This is a genomic window from Halovulum sp. GXIMD14793, from assembly GCF_054457435.1.
Genome location: NZ_JBTLNE010000010.1, coordinates 10,775 through 29,990, shown reverse-complemented (window position 1 = coordinate 29,990; position 19,216 = coordinate 10,775). Strand labels below are relative to the sequence as shown.

Sequence of the window (19,216 nt, the reverse complement as noted above, 5' to 3'; positions counted from 1 at the left end):
CCTCAGGGCGTCAACCCATCCGGTTCCGGCAAGCCATTGCTGCGGCAACAGGCCGTCAGGGTATTGGCCAGCAGGCAAGCTATGGTCATCGGGCCAACGCCGCCCGGCACCGGGGTAATCGCACCCGCAACCTGGGATGCACTGGCGAAATCGACATCACCGACCAGCCGCGTCTTTCCTTCATCGGCCTCAATCCGGTTGATGCCCACATCAATCACCGTCGCACCGGGCTTGATCCAGTCGCGGTTGATCATCTCTGCCCGTCCGACCGCCGCAACAAGGATATCCGCGCCGCGACACAGCGCTTCGATATCCTTGGTCCGCGAATGTGCGATGGTCACAGTGCAACTGTTGCGCAACAGCAGGTTGGCCATCGGCTTGCCAACGATGTTGGAGCGCCCGACCACCACTGCATTCAGCCCGGACAAGCTTCCCAGCCGGTCACGCAACAGCATCAGACAGCCCAGCGGGGTGCAGGGCACCATGGCTTTCTGTCCGGTCCCAAGCCGACCGACATTCAGGATGTGAAACCCGTCAACATCCTTGGCCGGGTCGATGGCATTGATGACCTTTTCCTCATCAATGTGATCCGGCAAGGGCAGCTGCACCAGAATGCCGTGGATCTCTGCATCGGCATTCAGGCGGTCAACCACCGCCAGCAGCTCTGCCTCGGACGTATCGGCGGCCAGCTTATGCTCCACCGATTTCATGCCCGCCCCAACCGTCATCTTGCCTTTGGACCGAACATAAACCTGGCTGGCCGGATCTTCGCCCACCAGCACCACAGCAAGCCCTGGCGTGATGCCATGCTGCGCTTTCAGCGCCGCGACCTCCCGCCCGACCCGCGCACGCAGGTCAGCAGCAAATGCCTTTCCATTAATAGTGTCCGCCACCATCAGAACAGCCCCTCGATCTCGCCTGCCTCATTCAACCCGATCGCTTCTGCCGCTGGTTTGCGGGGCAGGCCGGGCATGGTCATGATCTCACCGCAGATCACCACGACAAAGCCCGCACCGGCGGACAGCCGCACCTCCCGGATCGGGACGGAATGGCCGGTCGGTGCGCCGCGGCGTGTCGGATCGGTGGTAAAGCTGTATTGCGTCTTGGCCATACAAACCGGCAGATCGCCATAGCCTGCCGCCTCCCAGTCTTTCAACTGATTGCGGATTTTCTGATCGGCCAGCACCTCATCAGCGCGGTAAATACGCTTGGCAATGGTTTCGATCTTTTCCATCAGCGGCATGGCATCAGGATAGATCGGGGCGAACGCGGCCTCGCCCGCCTCAACAATCTCCACCACCCGCGTTGCCAGGTCTTTCGTCCCAGCAGAGCCGTCGGCCCAATGGCGGCAAAGGATAGCCTCCGCCCCGAGCGAAGCGGCATAATCGCGGATCGCCGCCACCTCTGCATCCGTATCGGTGGTGAAATGATTGATGGCAACCACGGCAGGCACACCGAAGCTTTTGATGTTTTCGATATGACGCCCCAGATTGGCGCAGCCAGCGGTCACGGCATCCACATTCTCAACGCCCAGATCATCCTTGGCCACGCCGCCATTCATTTTCAGCGCCCGCACCGTGGCCACAATCACCACGGCCGAGGGCGACAACCCCGCCTTGCGGCACTTGATATCCAGGAATTTCTCGGCCCCAAGATCGGCGCCAAACCCGGCCTCTGTCACCACGTAATCCGCCAGTTTCAGCGCGGTCTTGGTCGCAATGACCGAGTTGCAGCCATGCGCGATATTGGCAAACGGGCCGCCATGCACAAAGGCCGGGTTGTTTTCCAGTGTCTGCACGATATTGGGCTGCAACGCTTGCGCCAGCAGAACGGTCATTGCGCCATCAGCCTTTATGTCGCGGCAATAAATCGGCTCGCGCTTGCGGGTATAGGCGACGATAATATCGCCCAGACGCTTCTTCAGGTCATCCAGATCGGTCGCCAGACACAGGATCGCCATGACCTCGGACGCAACCGTGATGTCAAATCCGGTTTGCCGGGGGAACCCGTTGGCCACGCCGCCCAGAGAGGTGACCGTATCACGCAAAGCCCGGTCATTCATGTCCAAAACCCTGCGCCACACGACCCTGCGCTCGTCGATCTGCAGTTCGTTGCCCCAGTAGATATGATTGTCGATCATCGCCGACAAAAGGTTATGGGCCGAGGTGATGGCGTGGAAATCACCTGTGAAATGCAGGTTCATATCCTCCATCGGCACAACCTGCGCCAGACCGCCGCCAGCTGCCCCGCCTTTCATGCCAAAGCAGGGGCCAAGTGAGGCTTCGCGGATACAAATCGCAGCCTTTTTGCCGATGGCGTTCAGCCCGTCGCCCAGACCAACCGTCGTGGTGGTCTTCCCCTCACCCGCCGGGGTTGGGTTGATTGCTGTCACAAGGATAAGCTTCCCATCGGGCCGGTCCTGAAGGCCCGCAATGAAGTCAGCCGAGACCTTGGCCTTGTCATGGCCAAAGGGGATCAGGTTTTCCGCCCCGATGCCCAGCTTTGCGCCAATGTCCTGAATGGGGTGTTTCTGCGCGTCACGCGCAATCTCAATATCGGACCGAAAGCCCATGTTTATCCCTCCCTGATTATTTAATAGGCATCTGTAACGGATCAGACAGGAATGTCAGGCCCGAAGTTGCCCAAAATCCGACAAGACACCCAACACAAACGACCCCACCTGTTTAGGGGCAGGGTCGGATAAGGTTATCTGCTGTTTGCTTAAGCCTGTGGTTCCGGCTCAAGGCCAGGATCAGCGTCCGGGCGCTTTCGACGCGGCTTGCCCGCCTTGGGGATCGCGGCAACGCTGGCATTCTCTTCGCTTTTTGCAGGGCTATCGCCGCCATCCTGGTCCTGTGTCGGCGGTTCCCCCCGCATCACGCGCTCAATCTCTTCGCCGGTCAGCGTTTCATATTCCAGCAGGCCTTTGGCCAGTCGTTCAAATTCTTCCGACTTATCAGACAGAATTTTCTTGGCCGTCTCGTAGCCGCTTTCGATCAGGCCGCGCACCTCGTCTTCGATCAGTTCTTTGGTCTTGGCAGAGACCGAGAAACCACCAGTATTGCCCTGATAACCTTCTGCGGCTTCGGAATAGTCGATATTGCCAACCTTATCGGACATACCCCAGCGCATCACCATTGCACGCGCAATACCTGAGGCTTGCTGGATATCGCCCGCCGGGCCATTTGATACCCGATCATCGCCCCATTTAAGGACCTCAGCGGCCTTGCCTGCCATCGCCATGGCAATCTTCTGGGTGGCTTCGTCCTTATGGTAGTTCAGGCGGTCCATTTCAGGCAGTGAAATAACCATACCCAAGGCCTGTCCGCGCGGGATGATCGTGGCTTTGTAAACTGGATCACATTTTGGCAGCGTCATCCCGACAATGGCATGTCCGGCCTCATGGTAGGCAGTCATTTCCTTCTGCTCATCCGTCAGCACCATAGAGCGGCGCTCCGCCCCCATCATCACCTTGTCCTTGGCCTTTTCGAAATCATCCATGGTGACAAAGCGTTTGCCCAGACGGGCCGCCATCAGGGCGCTTTCATTGACCAGATTGGCAAGATCGGCTCCAGAAAAGCCTGGTGTGCCGCGGGCGATGATGCGCAGGTCTACATCGGGGCCAAGCGGCACCTTGCGAGCGTGAACCTCAAGGATTTTCTGGCGGCCCTTGATATCCGGATTAGGCACATGCACCTGCCGGTCAAAGCGGCCCGGGCGTTTCAGTGCGGGGTCCAGCACGTCAGGGCGGTTGGTAGCAGCCAGAAGGATCACACCTTCATTCGCCTCAAACCCGTCCATTTCCACCAGCAGCTGGTTCAGGGTCTGCTCTCGCTCGTCATTGCCACCGCCATATCCGGCACCGCGGTGACGGCCCACGGCGTCAATCTCATCGATGAAGACGATGCAAGGCGCGTTTTTCTTCGCCTGATCGAACATATCGCGGACACGGGATGCGCCGACCCCGACAAACATCTCGACAAAATCAGAGCCCGAGATGGTAAAGAACGGCACCCCAGCCTCCCCCGCGATGGCACGAGCCAGCAGGGTTTTACCGGTGCCCGGAGGGCCGACCAGCAGTGCGCCCTTTGGAATCTTGCCGCCAAGGCGGCTGAATTTCTGCGGATCGCGCAGGAACTCAACGATTTCCTCAAGCTCTTCCTTGGCCTCATCAATGCCCGCAACCTCGTCAAAGGTCACCTTGCCCGAGCGTTCCGTCAGCATCTTGGCCTTGGATTTGCCAAACCCCATGGCGCCGCCACGACCACCGCCCTGCATCCGGTTCATGAAATAAATCCAGACACCGATCAGCAGCAGAACCGGCAACCAAAGGCTAAGCGCCGCGAAAAAGCTGGACTGTTCCTGCGGTTCGGCCTCGATCACGACATCATGTTCCAGAAGAATGGGGATAATCTCACTGTCTCTGGGCTGAATGGTCCGATAGCGGTTATTCTGTTTGTCGACGACAATGATATTCTCGCCGTCCAACTCGACCGAGGCGATCTTTCCGGCCTCAACCCGCTCAACAAAATCGGAAAACGAGATGTTCCCGGCACTGCCAGACGAGCTGTTGTTGCTGAATACCTGCGCCAGCATCATCAGCACGACAAACATTGCCACCCAGAAAATCAGGTTCTTGGAGTTTCCCACGTTCGTTCTCCTATGCCGGCGATTAGATCATCAGTCCCGGCTTTGGCCATCCGGATCAGGCCTTACAGATATGTTTTGGCTATCTAGATTCAACAGCCCTTAGAATTGGTAAAGCACAATTGCGCAGGACGTGCCAGTTGCAGACAAAATGCCGCGTCCTTTACCGCCCATGCAGTGCAGGACAGCGTGTCCTTATACCAGATCGCGGGGCTGGCGAGTAGGGCCTCGCGCGGATGGCCGGTTTCGCGCCAGTCCTTGCACATCGCCAGACCTGATTCGCCCAAGGCCCGCACAACCGCCCCGGGCGGTCCGCCGGTTTTCCATTTGTCGTCCCAGATCGCGCCAACGGGCAGTTCCGACCCCGTCGCTGCGGGTTCCCGGCAGATCGTCGCCTCTCCCCCCTTGCTGCGCACCATACATCCATGCAGCGTGCGCACGCCGAGTTGTTCGGCAAGCAACATGTCCTCGATCCGAGTAAGGTCGCGCAACCGTGGGCGATAGCTTTGCGCCGCGGTCCAGTTCAGGATGGCCGAAAGCACTCGCAAACGCGTTTCCCTGCGCGCCGCGCGCCAAAGCGGCAGATCCAACCGGGCATAGCCAAGCTCGCTTAGCGTCACAGCAGCCCCGGCAAGGGCGGCGGCGGCGTCATCAAGAACCGCGCGGGTCATCTGCATCCGTTCCGCAGTTGCGGCCAATGTCTCTGCATCCAGCCCTTCCTTAGAAAGGGTCGGCATCAACTGGCGCATCCGAATACGTGCAAATCGGGGGTCGGCATTGCTGGGATCGTCCACCCAAGGCGTGCCCCGGGCTCTCAACACATATCGCAAGTCCTGCCGCGAGACGCCAAGCAAAGGGCGCAGCCAGGTCATGCCATCGGCGGTGCTGGTGGCATACATCCCGCCCAGTCCATCAACACCGGAACCACGCGCCAAACGCATCAAAACCGTTTCCGCCTGATCATCGAGGGTATGGCCAAGCACCACGGCCCCCGCCCCTTTGGCCGAAGCCCAGTTCGCCAATAACCGTCGCCGTGCCATGCGCGCCCGGTCCTGCAGGTTTCCCGGGCCGTCAGGGTCCGTCCATGTCAGGATGTCATGGGAAATACCAAGCTTTTTGCACAGGCGGGCAACGGCCTCTGCCTCCGCCCGGCTTTCGGGCCGCAACTGGTGATCGACGGTCGCTGCAATAAGGGGGCGCTGGCCCCAATCGGTCAGCAGGCACAACAACGCAACGGAATCGCCCCCCCCGGATACCGCAACCGCCAGCGGCCCTGTGGGTGCTGCACAAAGTGCGCGGTTCAGCGCATCCGCTGCGGTCAAGAACAGCCCAGCGCCTGACGTTCCTGATTGGTGCTGTCCAGTATGGCCGGGCTGACATTGGGATAACGGTTGCCAACCTCCGCCAGCGTCAGGCAGGCCTCGTCCGTCTGTCCCAAACGTCCCAGCGACACACCAAGGCGGAAAAGCGCCTCGGGCGCTTTGGCTCCCTGCGGCGCGCCGGAAAAACTGTTCAGATAGCTGCGCGCAGCCAGGTTCCACTCGCCCTGATTGGCCAAGGCCTCCCCTTGCCAGAACGCGGCATCGCTGGCCATCGGCCCGTTGGGGTGCTTTACCAGCAGTTCCGCAAACCTGTCCGAGGCGTCGCGATACGCACCGGACCGGAACGCGGCAAGCCCTGCGTCAAACATCTCCTGCTCGGTCTGTGGGACCTGCGCCAGAACGTCCCCGGCTGGGGTTTCGATTGGCGGCGTGGTTTCAATCACCGGCGTTTGCGCCTGATCGCGCGGACGCAGTACCGGGCGGATAGTGGTTGGCGTGCCGTTGTTATCCGACGCAGGCCGTGAGGTCGGCGTGGTTGACCCTGTGCCCAACGGTGTCGTCTCGGGGATGCTGGCAATGTCGCCGCCTTCCAGCTCCGTCAGGCGAAACTTCAGGTCATCAATACGGTTGGTGCCATCGGCGACAATCTGCCGAATATCGAACTGCAGCCGCTCAACCTGATCGGTGACACGGCGCAATTCCTGTTCCATCAACTCAATACGCTGCAGGATCGGGGTCGCATCCGCAATGCCCGTTGTTGCGGGTGTTTCGGTCTGCAACTCCAGCTTCAACCGCTGGATCTGCGCGCTTAACTCGCCGATTTCCGCCCGGATATCCGCCAGTTTCTGCCGGTCAGTGGTCTGGGCTGACACACTCAGCGGCAGGCCCAGTACGAGAATAAGGATCGTCAGAATGCGCATTGATCCACTCCTTGTTTGCGGCACCTAAGTGCCCCTTTAAGGGTCGCTTAGGACCCTAGACCACTTGTGACAACCGTGACGGCGCGACGGTTTTTCGACCAGCAGGCCTCGGTCGAGCAAACCTCAACCGGGCGCTCTTTCCCAAACGGGATGGTCGACAAGCGCACATCGGGGATGCCCTTGGTCACCAGATAGTTGCGCACGGCACTGGCCCGGCGGGCCGACAGGGCAATGTTGTATTCCCGCGTGCCCTGCTCATCCGCATGGCCTTCGATGGTGATCTGCGCAGCAGAGCGCTGCGACAACCAGGCAGCCTGCCCATCAAGGATCGCCATTGCCTCAGGGGTCAGGGTGCTTTGGTCAACGGGGAACAGAACCCGGTCGCCGATCTGTTCGGAAAAGAACGCCAGACTGCGCTGGTCAATCGGTCCGCCATCCAGACCCGATCCCGGCCCGGTCGGACCGCCTGGGCCATAGGGGCCGTCGATCGTCCCTGGGTCGTTATTGAATAGGCCCGTGGCATCATCACCCCTGGTGCAGGCGGATACCGTTGCCGCTGCCATTAGCAGCAGCGCAATGCTGCGTGTCATCACTGTCTCGTACCTCGTTGCTCTTGTCGTGGCCCGTTTTTCGGACCTTGCTTCCATCATACCACACTCGATTCAGCCCGCATAGCCAATCAAGGCAAAAGCGGTGACCAGTTGGGGTCGGACCCGAAGGCAGGTGTGGGGATTGGGCGCAGATTGCCGCCCAGATCGTCCACCGATGTCGTGATATCCACCGAATACAGCTTCGGCGCACCTTCGGAGCCTGGTGTCTCACGGAAAAAGACAACCACACGCCCGTTGGGCGACCAGCTTGGGCCTTCGTCCAGAAAAGACCGGGTCAGCAGGCGTTCCCGGCTACCATCAACCGTCATCACACCGATATGGAACTGTCCATCCAGGATTTTGGTAAAAGCGATCAGGTCCCCACGCGGCGACCAGACCGGCGTGCCGTAGCTGCCCTTGCCAAAGCTGATCCGCGTGCCATCGCCACCCGAGGCTGGCATGATATAAAGCTGCTGCGAGCCGCCGCGATCGCTTTCAAACACGATCTGACTGCCATCCGGCGAATAGCTGGGGGCGGTCTCGATCGCCGGTGACGTGGTCAACCGGCGCCGCTGACCATCGACCAGCGAAATCTCGTAGATATCGGTGTTCGCACCGTCATTCAGCGACAAAATCACCCTTTGCCCATCCGGCGAGAAGCGCGGCGCAAAGGACACGGTGCCCAGATCACCAAACGCCTGCTTTTGCAGGCTGCGAACGTCCATAACGATCACCTGCGGCCGACCACTTTCATAAGAGGTATAGATGATCTTGGAGTTATCCGGCGACCAACGCGGTGCCAGCACGATAGAGTTATCTTCGGTCAGATAGCGCGGGTTGTGGCCATCCTGATCAATCACCGCGATCTGCTTGCGCCTAGCGTTTTTGGGCCCGGTTTCCGAGACAAAAACCATACGGCTGTCGAAATAGCCGCTCTCACCTGTCAGCCGCGAATAGACCTGATCTGCCGCCTTGTGGGCCATACGCCGCCAGCTTTCCTGCGGCCCGGCAAATTGCTGACCCTCGCCCAACTGGGTCTGGGCGAAAACGTCCCAGAGGCGGAATTTGACGACGACGCGTCCATCATTGGTGGTGGCAACGGCACCAGTGATCAGGGCCTGAGCATTGATTGGCGTCCAGTTGGCAAATTGCACCGGTGCGTCAAAGCTGGTGATCCGCCCGATATGCGCCGCTGGCGGGATTTCCCGGAACAGCCCAGATCCGTTCAGATCGTCCAGAATAACCTGGGAGATTTGCTGTGCCAACCCCTGTGCGCCGGGATTCTCGGCAACGAATACGGGCATTGCGAAGGGTAATGGCTCAACCACGCCCTCGGTAATTTCGATCCGCAATGGCGGCCGATCCTGCGTCAGTCCCGCGCTGGGGACACCCAATGCCATGAGAAATGCACAAAAAAGCCTGATCATGCGCCCTGTTTCCTGCTCTGCCTGCTTTTGTTTCCGGACAGTATCTCATTTTTGTGCGGCTATGCCCAGTGCGCCGTAGAATGCGCAATCAACATTTTGTTTCTGGCTATGACAAACCGCTCAATATCCAGCTAGCCTCCCGCCTTGAACGCCGCCCGAATATCTTTCCATCTGCTATACTTATCTGGCGGCAGTGGAAGGCCTTGTTTCGTGCATTTCACAATCGCTGAAACGGCGGCTGAATAAAGCTGAGCGGTCACCGGGTCCTCAAGCGTATCAGGGCCAAGCAACTGCGGCTCGGCAGCCAATTGCCCACCCTCAGTCAACTGTATGCGGACGTTGATGGAGGCATTCGAGCCTGAAACACCCTCTGGCGGCAGCCAACACCTTTGAATTGCGCCAACTAGCGCAGCAACTTCGCTCTTTGTCATCGGAGGCGTCGGATCGACCGGAGCCTCTTGGCTCAACCGCGGCCGGGGGGTGGGCTCTTGTGCAAAGCTCTCTGTCACCATAGCAATGACGCCCAGCGACATAAGTGCCATCACCCCAGATCTGTACCCAAAAAAATTGGTGCGGCGTGCTGTAGTTTCGGATGTCATTGCCGGATGGCCAAATGAGACTTTAGATCAAAAAACGTCATTTTATCCGTTTGCTCCTGCTATATTTCAACGGCCTGTGGATACCATTGAATCAGCCAGGGCTATATTCTGATCATTCAGGAAACCCGGCTCAAAACCCCAAAACGCCTTCGGGGTTAAACACAACCTCAAGATTTTTCCAATGCTCATATTTCTCACGCGGCAGCTCATACCCGCGTGCACCGCACCGGATGATCGCACGCCGGGCAGCTTCGTAAGCGATTTCAACTTGATCGGAACTAATCGAAGGCGGGTCAATCAGCTTGGGCGATCCGTTGATCGTGCCATCGGCATTCAGATTAACAGATAGCGTGACCTTCAGGCTACCAGCATTAGCCAATCCGTTTGGCGGGTTCCAGCATTTCTGGACTGCGAATTTCAATGCGTCCTTCTCACCCGAGGTCATTGGCGGACCCGCCGCAGCAACGTTAGCTGCGGCTTCTTCCGCCGCTGCAGCTTCTTCAGCGGCGCGGCGAATTTCTTCAGCCAGACGTTCCTCTTCAGCCTGTTGCTGGGCTTCCAGCTCTGCGGCTTCCTGCTCCAGTCGCTCACGCTCGGCCGCTTCTGCGGCATGCTGTTCCTCGGCTCTCTGACGCTCTGCCTCTGCATCCGCTTCGGCTTGGCGCTGACGTTCAGCCTCTTCGGCAGCTGCGGCCTCTTCTTCACGCGCGCGCTGTGCTTCTTCGGCGGCGGCCACCTGGTCGGCAAAGTCGCGCGGACGCGCAACAGGGCGGGTTGAACGGCTGGCCGGATCCACCTCTTCGACCGGGTCTTTGGCATCCTCGTCAACCGGCGGCGTATCTTCAACCGGGTCTTCTACCGGTGTCTCTTCCGGGGTTACGTCGTCAGGCGGAGTATCGGTCTGCGGCGTTTCCTCTGGCGTTGTATCTTCCGCCGTCTCGACCGGGGTTTCTTCAACCGGATCTTCGTCGCGGTCCGAGCGTGTCGCGCTGGTCGGCAAGGCGGGCGGCGCAAACGGGGTCGGGGCGGGCGAGCTACCCATCGACATCGGCTGCGGTCTTGACGGTCCGCCCATTGGCAAGGAGGTTTCGCCGCCTCCAAGGGTCATACCGCCCATAGACATACCGCCCAAAGGATCGTCGGGTGCATCGTCAATATCACTGACCTTCACCGCAACCTCAGGCTGCGCCAATTCTTCCAGAAGGGCTGACAAATCGGCCTGTTTGTCGCGAGCAGAAGGCGCTTCAACTTCGTCAGTCACTGCGCCGGTATGTTCGATCTCCAAGTCGGGGGTGTCGCCAACCTCTTGCGAACCCGTGTTCTCAAAAGACATCTCAAAGACTTCTGCAAAAACCTCAGGCTCTGCCTCTGCGTTGCGGGTTTCAAAATCGCTTGCAGGGATCAGTTCGACCTCGGCCACCTTGATGGTTTCCGGCTCCGGCGGCTTGGCCCAGGGCAAACCGGTAATGGCGACCGCCAAAGCGCCGCCATGAAACAAAGCAGAAAGGACATAGCCCGTGCGCAACGATCACTCCGCCGGCTGGTCGAGGGTCGGACCACCATTGTCGGTCACCAGACCAATATTGTGATACCCCGCCTGATTAAGCGCACCCATCACCTGCATCACCGAAGCATAATCGATGTTGCCATCGGCGCGAATAAACACTTTGTCATCCTGACGCTGGCTGATGACCGCTTTCAGAAGCGGGATCAGCGATTCCTTCGGAACCTCGGTTTCCTGGATCAGGACCAGCCCGTCAGCGGTCATTGACACGACCAGCGGCTCTTCCTTTTCCTGCGGCAGCTTTTCCGCTGCGGTCTCAGGCAGTTCCAGCGGCACGCCGACCTGCAGCAAGGGCGCTGCGACCATAAAGATAATCAGCAGAACCAGCATCACATCAACAAAGGGTGTCACATTGATTTCGGACATTGGCTTGGTCCCCCCGCGCCGCCGGCCCCGACGGCTGGAGCCGCTGCGATCTATCATCGAGGCGCCCATGTCAGGTCACCTCTTTTTCGATCTGACGCGACAAGATCATGGAAAACTCGTCCGCAAAGGCTTCCTGCCGGGCCGACAGCTTGTCCGCATCGCCTGACAGCTTGTTATAGAAGATAACAGCCGGAATCGCCGCCAGCAGGCCAAGGGCCGTCGCCATCAGCGCCTCGGCGATGCCGGGGGCGACAACGGCAAGGCTGGTATCCTGCTTGATCGCGATATCCTCAAACGCAACCTTGATACCCCAGACCGTTCCGAACAGCCCGACAAAGGGCGAAATCGCACCGACTGTGGCCAGAAAGCCCAGCCCGCTGGTCAGTTCATCGGATTCCCGACCAATCGCGACATTCATCGCCCGGTCAACACGCGCCTGCGTACCGCCGATCAGGTTGCCACCCGCCTTATGAGACCGCTGCCATTCGCGCATACCTGCCGCGAAAATCCGCTCCGAGCCGTCGCGCGGATCCTCGCGCACCTCTTCATAGACCTCGTCCAGGGCGCGCCCGGACCAGAACGCCTCTTCGAAATCGTCTGCCGCTGTACGCGACCGGCGGAAATTCAGGTGTTTTTGAAAGATGATTGCCCATGACCAGAAGGAGGCCAGGATCAAAACGATCACGACAATCTTAACCGTCAGGGTAGCGCGCATAAACATCGCAACAACCGAAAAATCGATTTCGCCAGCCGCGCCGAGGACTTCAGTTTCCATTTTTTGCCTGCTCTTAAAGCGTAGTTCTGCACCGCGCTGGTCGTTACCCGCCAGCTTGGGCGTTAATCTAACGTATTAGAAACCGTTTGTGTCGAAAATACGCTGATATGTCCATAATTGCGGCCATTATTCCAATAATGTCACAAGCTTGCAGCGGATTTTAGCCGGGATACGGGCCGGACGGCCTGTTGGTGCCATCATCGCAAGGGACAAATCAGCCGTCAGAATTTCGATATTTTCAAGCAGGATACGCTGCGTCATCAGCAGTGACGCCCCCCGCACCTCGCTCACCCGGCTTTCAACCGTCAGCAGATCGTCAAACTGCGCTGCCCGCAAGAATTCGAGGGCCATTGACCGCACCACAAACACCAATCCGGTGTCCTGTTTCAGCGCCTTTTGGTCAATTCCAGCGCTACGCACCGCTTCGGACCGCCCCCGTTCCAGAAATTTCAGGTAATTCGCATGATACACGATCCCGGCCAGATCGGTGTCTTCGTAATAGACGCGAAGGGTGAGTTGATGCGGCATGTCTATCCCTCCTCGAATTCGGCCAAAAGCATAGACGCCCTTGCGGCCAGTCGGTAGGCCAGTGCGGGATCAGCCGAGGTGTTGGGCAGCTTCGGGTCATAAGCAGCACGGATCAAGGCCGCAATGCGTGGGGCAACTAGGCAAGTGCCGTCGGATTGCACAGCCAGAGTCGGCTCGGCCTCGAACGCATGACCGGACCACAGCAGCAGATTGCGGACGGTCAGGTCCAGCGCGAGGTTTCGGGCCCTCATCTCTTCGTCCCCAAGGCGCAGGAAGCTGACCACAAGCGCGATAGAGCCGTCGGCTGCGGGCACAACACGGCGATACCGACTGGCCCCTGATCCCTGCAGGCGCTCTGCCAGATCTGGCAAGTCCGGGATTAACTGTTCAAGGTCCTTGGCGGCGTGCAATTCCTGCCAGTCGCGCAGGACAAACAGCATCAGATTTGCGCCCAGCTCCGGGTCAATATCGACGATGCACAGATCGGCCAGACTGGCGGCCTCGGCCATCGCGGGTTTGATGGCATCCAGTGTCGCATCATCTGTGCCGAACACGACCGGAGCCAGTGGTTTGGTCCAGCGGGCAAAGCGAAAACCCTGAGGGCCGGTGAACAGCGCGGTGACCTCTTCGGGTGTCATGTGTCGCTTTCAAACAGATCAGTCTGGCCCGGCGCTTTCGGCGCGCTGAGGCCCAGATGGCTCCAGGCCTTGGCCGCCAGCATACGCCCGCGCGGTGTCCGCTGTAGCAAGCCCTGTTGCAGCAGATAAGGTTCAATCACCTCTTCGATGGCATCGCGGGATTCGGACAGGGCTGCAGCGATGGTCTCAACCCCGACCGGGCCGCCGCCATAGTTCTCGGCCAGCAAGGTCAGATACCGCCGATCCGCGCTGTCGAGGCCCAGATCATCCACCGCCAGACGAGTCAAGGCGCGGTCGGCGATCTCTGCCGTGACCTTGCCATTGCCTTCCACCACCGCAAAATCCACCACGCGGCGCAACAGGCGCCCGGCGATGCGGGGGGTGCCCCGGGCGCGGCGGGCGATCTCATGCGCACCATCCGGGGTCGCGTCTGCATTCAACAGGCGCGCGGCGCGGCTGACGATTTCTACCAGTTCGGCGGTTTTGTAGAACTCCAACCGGGTCGGGATGCCGAAGCGGTCACGCAGCGGTGTGGTCAGCAGGCCCAGCCGCGTCGTGGCCCCCACAAGGGTAAAGGGCTGCAGATCAATACGCACCGTCCGCGCCGCGGGCCCTTCGCCGATCACAAGATCCAGTTCGAAGTCTTCCAACGCAGGATAAAGCACCTCTTCCACGGCTGGGTTCATCCGGTGGATTTCGTCGATGAACAGCACGTCGCGGGCATCAAGATTGGTCAGGATCGCCGCCAGATCCCCCGCCTTGGCCAGAACCGGGCCAGAGGTCATGCGGAAATTCACCCCAAGCTCTCGCGCAACGATCTGTGCAAGCGTCGTCTTGCCAAGACCCGGGGGGCCGTAAAACAGCGTGTGATCCATCGCCTCGCCCCGGCGGCGGGCGCTTTCGATGAACACGGCCAGATTGGCCCGCGCCTCCTGCTGGCCGATAAACTCGTCCAGCGTCTGCGGGCGCAAGGCGCGGTCGGTATCGGTGGCCAGTTCCTCGGGCCGCAGGTTTGGGTCAGGATCGGTCATCTCAGCCCTTCGGTGCCAGCAGTTTCAGGGCCGCACGGATCAGGTCTTGCGCCGTATCCGCCCCCTGCCCCGACGCTTCGGCAATGGCGCTGGCCGCCTCGCCATGGGCGTAGCCAAGATTGGCCAGGGCGGACAGGGCGTCAGCCTGCGCCGCAGCCGAAGCGCCTGTCTGATCATCGGTCATCGCCGGCGAAACCGGCGCTGGCGTCTGCGTCGCCGGGGCGGCATCTGCCGCCATGGCCTGAGTGGCACCCTGTGATCCAAGCGCCATGATGCTCGGGGCCTTGTCCTTCAGCTCAAGCACCACACGTTGCGCGGTCTTGGGCCCGACACCGGGCGCGGCCTTGATCGCCGTGACATCCGCCAGTGAAATCGCGCGGCTGACCCCATCCGGCCCCAACGTGCCCAGAATAGCCATCGCACCTTTGGCCCCGATCCCCTGTACAGAGGTCAGCAACCGATGCCATTCCTTTTCCGCAAGCGTCAGAAACCCGAAAAGCTGCATCAGATCTTCGCGCACCAGAAGCTCGGTATAAAGCGCCACCACCTCGCCCGGCCCGGGCAATGCGGCCAATGTGCGGTCCGAGCAATGTACGATATAGCCCACCCCGCCGGTATCAATCAGGACATGACCATCGCCGCGTATCTCTAACCTGCCGGAAATCTTGCCGATCATGATGCTGCTTTCTCTAGCGCGGCCTGCAACCTGTCCCCGAACTGGGCATGATGCGCATGGCACAGCGCCACGGCCAAAGCATCCGCCGCATCCGGCCCGGCCACCTTGGCCCCGGGCAGTTGCAGCCCGACCATATAGCCGACCTGATCCTTATCCGCATGGCCTACCCCGACGACAACCTTCTTGACCGCATTAGGGGCATATTCCGCCACTGGCAAACCAGCTTGCGCAGGCACCAGCAGGGCAATGCCCCGGGCCTGCCCCAGCTTCAGCGTGCCTGCGGCATCCTTGTTCACAAAGGTATGTTCGACCGCCGCAGTGTCCGGCGCATGCTCGCGCAAGATCTGCGTCAACTGAGCATGAAGCGAACATAAGCGCATCGCCAGATCATCGCCAGCGGATGTGCAGACCCCATTGGCCACATGGCTGAGTTTGCTGCCGAAAACGTCGACAACCCCCCACCCGGTGCGCCGCAATCCCGGATCTATGCCTAAGACGCGCATGTGCCTGCTCCAACGCTGTTCTTATCATTGCCGTCAGTCCTAGCACAAAGAGAGAACATTGGCCAAGCGCAACATTGCAGGACCGGAGTGACTGCGGCTGAAGATCCCTTGTATGGGGCTTTCATAGCTAAGCATGACGGTAGCGCCCCTAGAACTCCTCAACATGTGCCACGCCCTGCACATGGCGGATGGCCGAGATGACTTGCGGTGTCACCGGATATTGCTCCGGCAGGGAAACCTCGACCTCGCCGGGCAGGCCCGGATGCATCAGGATCAGGTTCACCGGACCGCGCGACCGCCCGCCGGATTTGGCGCTATCCTCCAACCGGGTGGCGACAGAGGCCACAGCCGTGTCATCCGAGATATAGATTTTCAGCCCGGCCGCTGCCGCCCCGACCACCGCATCATCCACGGCTTGAACGCCGCGCGCCAGCATCTTGACCTGATCCCCATCGGGTTCAGCCTCGACCGCCAGAACGACATTGCGGCCCGGCTCTAGCAGATCACGGGCGGTTTCCAGCGTGTCCGAGAACACCGTGACTTCGTAAATGCCGGTCGGATCGGATAGCTGCACAAAGGCAAACCGATTGCCCCGCGCCGATTTGCGTTCCTGTCGACCGGAGACGGTCCCGGCAATCTTTGCCGCAATCGCCCCGCCACTGACCTTTGCTGCCAGATCTTTCAGCGTTTCGACCCGCTGCCGTTTCAGCGGCCCCATATAATCGTCCAGTGGATGGCCCGACAAGTAAAAGCCCACCGCCTGATGTTCATGCCCCAGCCGTTCCGTTGGCAACCAATCCTCAGGCGCAGGCAGGCGCGGGGCGGGCAAATCCTCGCCGCCATCGCCAAACATGGAAATCTGGTTGGAGTTCCGGTCGTCATGTGTCGCCGTGGAATAGGCAACCAAAGGGCCGACACTGGCCAGTACCTTGGCGCGGTTGCTGTCCAGCTCATCAAAGGCCCCGGCGCGGGCCAGCATCTCCAGCGGGCGGGTGCCGATGCGTTTCAGATCCACACGGCAGGCGAAATCGAATACATCCTTGAAAGGCCCGTCTTCGCGCGCGGCGGTGATCAGCTTCATCGCCTCGACGCCGACATTCTTCAACGCGCCCAGTGCATAAACCAGCTTGCCGTCCTTCACGGTAAAGGTCGCGCCTGAGCGGTTGACGCAGGGCGGGATCAGGTCGATCTCAAGCCGGTCAACCTCCTGCTTGTAGATGCTCAGCTTGTCGGTCAGGTGGATATCGCAGTTCATCGCCGCAGCCATGAACTCCACCGGGTAATTCGCCTTCAGCCAGCCGGTCTGATAGCTGACCACGGCATAGGCGGCGGCATGAGATTTGTTGAAGCCGTAGTTGGCGAACTTATCCAGCAGGTTCCAGACCTCGGTCGCTTTGGCCTTTTCCACACCGTTCTTGGCCGCACCATCCAGAAATTTCGGCTTTTCCGCATCCATCGCCGCCTGGATTTTCTTACCCATGGCGCGGCGCAAAAGGTCCGCACCGCCGAGGCTATACCCGGCCATTTCCTGCGCGATCTGCATCACCTGTTCCTGATAGACGATGATGCCTTGCGTTTCGTCCAGAATATGGTCGATCAGCGGATGCAGGCCGTCGCGCTCCTCACGCCCGTTCTTGACGTTGCAGTATTTCGGAATGTTTTCCATCGGGCCAGGACGATAGAGCGCCACAAGGGCCACGATATCCTCGATACAGGTCGGTTTCATCTGGCGCAGGGCATCCATCATGCCCGAGCTTTCCACCTGAAACACCGCCACCGTCTTGGCACTGGCATAAAGATCATAGGTTTTTTCATCATCCAGCGGGATGGCGCCGATATCCACCTCAACTCCACGATCCTTCAGCAGATCCAGCGCGTTCTGGATCACTGTCAGGGTTTTCAGGCCCAGAAAGTCAAACTTGACCAGCCCGGCCTGCTCCACCCATTTCATATTGAACTGGGTCGCTGGCATGTCAGAGCGCGGATCTTTGTAAAGCGGGACGAGTTCATCCAGCGAGCGGTCGCCAATCACCACGCCAGCCGCGTGGGTCGAGGCGTTGCGAAGCAGCCCTTCAACCTTCTGCGCATAGTCCAGCATGCGCGCGACGACCTCTTCGTTCTTGGCCTCTTCACGCAGGCGCGGCTCATCCGCCAGCGCCTTTTCGATGCTGACAGGTTTGACACCTTCGACAGGGATCAGCTTAGACAGGCGATCCACCTGGCCATAGGGCATCTGCAGGACGCGACCAACGTCGCGGACGGCAGCCTTGGACAGCAAAGCACCAAAGGTGATGATCTGCGCCACGCGGTCACGACCGTATTTTTCCTGCACGTACTGGATCACCTCTTCCCGGCGATCCATGCAGAAGTCGATGTCAAAATCGGGCATCGAGACACGTTCGGGGTTCAGGAAACGTTCGAACAGCAGCGAATAGCGCAGCGGGTCCAGATCGGTGATGGTCAGAGCATAGGCCACCAAAGACCCCGCGCCCGAGCCACGCCCCGGCCCGACAGGAATATCACGATCCTTGGCCCATTTGATGAAATCGGCAACGATCAGGAAATAGCCGGGAAAGCCCATCCCCTCGATAATGCCAAGCTCGAATTCTAGGCGCTTTTCGTATTCCTCGACCGGGGCAGCGTGAGGAATAACCGCAAGACGATCCTTCAGACCCTCCTGCGCCTGTCGGCGCAGTTCCTCAACCTCATCATCGGCGAATTTCGGCAGGATCGGTGCGCGGGTTTCTGCCTTGAACGCACAGCGGTGGGCGATCTCTATGGTGTTCTCTATGGCCTCCGGCAGGTCGGCGAACAGCGCCACCATGTCGTCCTGCGTCTTGAAGCAATGCTCCGGCGTCAGATGGCGGCGCGGCTCCTGCTGGTCGACATAGGCACCGTCAGCGATACAGATCAGGGCATCATGCGCCTCATACATCGCACGGTCGGGGAAATAGACGTCGTTGGTGGCGACCAGAGGCAGATCAAGCTCGTAGGCCAGTTCAACAAGACCGCGCTCGCTGGCCTGCTCCGCCTCTGTCAGCGCACCGCTTTCGTCGCGATGCCGCTGCAACTCGACATACAGGCGTTCGGGAAACGCCCCGGCCAGCGTCTGCAACAGCGCACGGGCCGCAGGGACTTGGGCGTCCCGCACCAGCTGCCCAGCTGGCCCCTCCGCCCCACCGGTCAGACAGATCAGCCCTTCGGCATGATCTGTCAGCTGGGCCAGTGTGATATGCGGCAACGCCTCACCACAGGACAAAAAGTTGAAGCTGTCGAGCTTCATCAGGTTCATATAGCCGGTCTCATTCTGGGCAAGCAAAACAACAGGGCGCGGCGCAGGGGTAAGGTCCCCAGGCGCTTTGGACGGCGCATAGGCCAGATCAAGCTGACACCCCAGGATCGGCTGGATGCCGGTACCTGCGGCAACTTCGGAGAACTCAAGCGCGGCAAACATATTGCCGGTATCGGTCAGGGCCACCGCTGGCATGTCGTCGGCACGGCATAGCTTCGGAAGAGATTTTAGCCGAATGGCCCCTTCCAGAAGTGAGTATTCGGAATGCGTGCGCAGGTGAATGAATCGCGGAGTATTGGCCATGAGCAATCGTTACCTTGGTCTGCCACCGGAAGGAA

16 protein-coding genes are annotated in these 19,216 nt (G+C 59.9%); all 16 read right to left on the bottom strand.

Going from position 1 to position 19,216, the window contains the following annotated elements; genetic code table 11:
• Positions 1–2: 2 nt before the first annotated feature.
• Positions 3–896 carry a bifunctional methylenetetrahydrofolate dehydrogenase/methenyltetrahydrofolate cyclohydrolase FolD gene (gene folD, locus ACW9UQ_RS04010; RefSeq protein WP_458929710.1) on the bottom strand — a complete coding sequence of 298 codons (894 nt, stop codon included), beginning with the start codon at positions 894–896 and terminating at the stop codon, positions 3–5.
• On the bottom strand, positions 896–2,572 hold the full coding sequence (locus ACW9UQ_RS04005; RefSeq protein ID WP_458929709.1) for a formate--tetrahydrofolate ligase: 1,677 nt from the start codon (positions 2,570–2,572) through the stop codon (positions 896–898). Before ACW9UQ_RS04005 ends, folD begins: the two co-directional genes overlap by 1 nt.
• Before the next feature lie 149 nt (positions 2,573–2,721).
• Positions 2,722–4,650, bottom strand: coding sequence for an ATP-dependent zinc metalloprotease FtsH (gene ftsH, locus ACW9UQ_RS04000; protein WP_458929708.1), 1,929 nt, complete (start codon positions 4,648–4,650; stop codon positions 2,722–2,724).
• 89 nt (positions 4,651–4,739) lie between these two features.
• Positions 4,740–5,969 carry a tRNA lysidine(34) synthetase TilS gene (gene tilS, locus ACW9UQ_RS03995; protein ID WP_458929707.1) on the bottom strand — a complete coding sequence of 410 codons (1,230 nt, stop codon included), beginning with the start codon at positions 5,967–5,969 and terminating at the stop codon, positions 4,740–4,742.
• Positions 5,966–6,889: a tol-pal system protein YbgF gene (ybgF, locus tag ACW9UQ_RS03990; RefSeq protein WP_458929706.1), complete on the bottom strand. Its 924-nt coding sequence runs from the start codon at positions 6,887–6,889 to the stop codon at positions 5,966–5,968. Before ybgF ends, tilS begins: the two co-directional genes overlap by 4 nt.
• Positions 6,890–6,936: 47 nt before the next feature.
• Positions 6,937–7,479 carry a peptidoglycan-associated lipoprotein Pal gene (pal, locus tag ACW9UQ_RS03985; protein WP_458929705.1) on the bottom strand — a complete coding sequence of 181 codons (543 nt, stop codon included), beginning with the start codon at positions 7,477–7,479 and terminating at the stop codon, positions 6,937–6,939.
• A gap of 89 nt (positions 7,480–7,568) precedes the next feature.
• The gene (gene tolB / locus ACW9UQ_RS03980) at positions 7,569–8,906 is read right to left on the bottom strand and encodes a Tol-Pal system beta propeller repeat protein TolB (protein WP_458929704.1); all 1,338 of its coding nucleotides are present in this window, start codon (positions 8,904–8,906) and stop codon (positions 7,569–7,571) included.
• A 729-nt stretch (positions 8,907–9,635) separates the two neighbouring features.
• Positions 9,636–11,030 (bottom strand): hypothetical protein, encoded by a 1,395-nt coding sequence (locus ACW9UQ_RS03975; protein WP_458929703.1) that lies wholly within the window; start codon positions 11,028–11,030, stop codon positions 9,636–9,638.
• A 3-nt stretch (positions 11,031–11,033) separates the two neighbouring features.
• Positions 11,034–11,504: a protein TolR gene (gene tolR / locus ACW9UQ_RS03970; RefSeq protein ID WP_458929702.1), complete on the bottom strand. Its 471-nt coding sequence runs from the start codon at positions 11,502–11,504 to the stop codon at positions 11,034–11,036.
• A 1-nt stretch (position 11,505) separates the two neighbouring features.
• Positions 11,506–12,210, bottom strand: a complete 705-nt coding sequence (tolQ, locus tag ACW9UQ_RS03965; protein WP_458929701.1) for a protein TolQ — start codon at positions 12,208–12,210, stop codon at positions 11,506–11,508.
• A 126-nt stretch (positions 12,211–12,336) separates the two neighbouring features.
• The gene (gene ybgC, locus ACW9UQ_RS03960; RefSeq protein ID WP_458929700.1) at positions 12,337–12,738 is read right to left on the bottom strand and encodes a tol-pal system-associated acyl-CoA thioesterase; all 402 of its coding nucleotides are present in this window, start codon (positions 12,736–12,738) and stop codon (positions 12,337–12,339) included.
• A gap of 2 nt (positions 12,739–12,740) precedes the next feature.
• Positions 12,741–13,376, bottom strand: coding sequence for a hypothetical protein (locus ACW9UQ_RS03955; protein ID WP_458929699.1), 636 nt, complete (start codon positions 13,374–13,376; stop codon positions 12,741–12,743).
• Positions 13,373–14,407, bottom strand: a complete 1,035-nt coding sequence (gene ruvB / locus ACW9UQ_RS03950; RefSeq protein ID WP_458929698.1) for a Holliday junction branch migration DNA helicase RuvB — start codon at positions 14,405–14,407, stop codon at positions 13,373–13,375. Before ruvB ends, ACW9UQ_RS03955 begins: the two co-directional genes overlap by 4 nt.
• Position 14,408: 1 nt before the next feature.
• A complete protein-coding gene (gene ruvA / locus ACW9UQ_RS03945; protein WP_458929697.1) occupies positions 14,409–15,083 on the bottom strand; it encodes a Holliday junction branch migration protein RuvA in 675 nt (224 codons plus the stop codon).
• Positions 15,080–15,586, bottom strand: a complete 507-nt coding sequence (ruvC, locus tag ACW9UQ_RS03940; protein ID WP_458929696.1) for a crossover junction endodeoxyribonuclease RuvC — start codon at positions 15,584–15,586, stop codon at positions 15,080–15,082. The genes ruvA and ruvC overlap by 4 nt, the downstream gene beginning before the upstream one ends.
• 148 nt (positions 15,587–15,734) lie before the next feature.
• The gene (dnaE, locus tag ACW9UQ_RS03935) at positions 15,735–19,181 is read right to left on the bottom strand and encodes a DNA polymerase III subunit alpha (RefSeq protein ID WP_458929695.1); all 3,447 of its coding nucleotides are present in this window, start codon (positions 19,179–19,181) and stop codon (positions 15,735–15,737) included.
• Positions 19,182–19,216 lie beyond the last annotated feature (35 nt).

Excerpts from the sequence above, each read along its gene's own strand:
- folD (WP_458929710.1), bottom strand. The coding sequence starts at position 896 with ATGGTGGCGGACACTATTAATGGAAAGGCATTTGCTGCTGACCTGCGT.
- ACW9UQ_RS04005 (WP_458929709.1), bottom strand. The coding sequence starts at position 2,572 with ATGGGCTTTCGGTCCGATATTGAGATTGCGCGTGACGCGCAGAAACAC.
- ybgF (WP_458929706.1), bottom strand. The coding sequence starts at position 6,889 with ATGCGCATTCTGACGATCCTTATTCTCGTACTGGGCCTGCCGCTGAGT.
- pal (WP_458929705.1), bottom strand. The coding sequence starts at position 7,479 with ATGACACGCAGCATTGCGCTGCTGCTAATGGCAGCGGCAACGGTATCC.
- tolB (WP_458929704.1), bottom strand. The coding sequence starts at position 8,906 with ATGATCAGGCTTTTTTGTGCATTTCTCATGGCATTGGGTGTCCCCAGC.
- tolR (WP_458929702.1), bottom strand. The coding sequence starts at position 11,504 with ATGGGCGCCTCGATGATAGATCGCAGCGGCTCCAGCCGTCGGGGCCGG.
- tolQ (WP_458929701.1), bottom strand. The coding sequence starts at position 12,210 with ATGGAAACTGAAGTCCTCGGCGCGGCTGGCGAAATCGATTTTTCGGTT.
- ybgC (WP_458929700.1), bottom strand. The coding sequence starts at position 12,738 with ATGCCGCATCAACTCACCCTTCGCGTCTATTACGAAGACACCGATCTG.
- ACW9UQ_RS03955 (WP_458929699.1), bottom strand. The coding sequence starts at position 13,376 with ATGACACCCGAAGAGGTCACCGCGCTGTTCACCGGCCCTCAGGGTTTT.
- ruvB (WP_458929698.1), bottom strand. The coding sequence starts at position 14,407 with ATGACCGATCCTGACCCAAACCTGCGGCCCGAGGAACTGGCCACCGAT.
- ruvA (WP_458929697.1), bottom strand. The coding sequence starts at position 15,083 with ATGATCGGCAAGATTTCCGGCAGGTTAGAGATACGCGGCGATGGTCAT.
- ruvC (WP_458929696.1), bottom strand. The coding sequence starts at position 15,586 with ATGCGCGTCTTAGGCATAGATCCGGGATTGCGGCGCACCGGGTGGGGG.
- dnaE (WP_458929695.1), bottom strand. The coding sequence starts at position 19,181 with ATGGCCAATACTCCGCGATTCATTCACCTGCGCACGCATTCCGAATAC.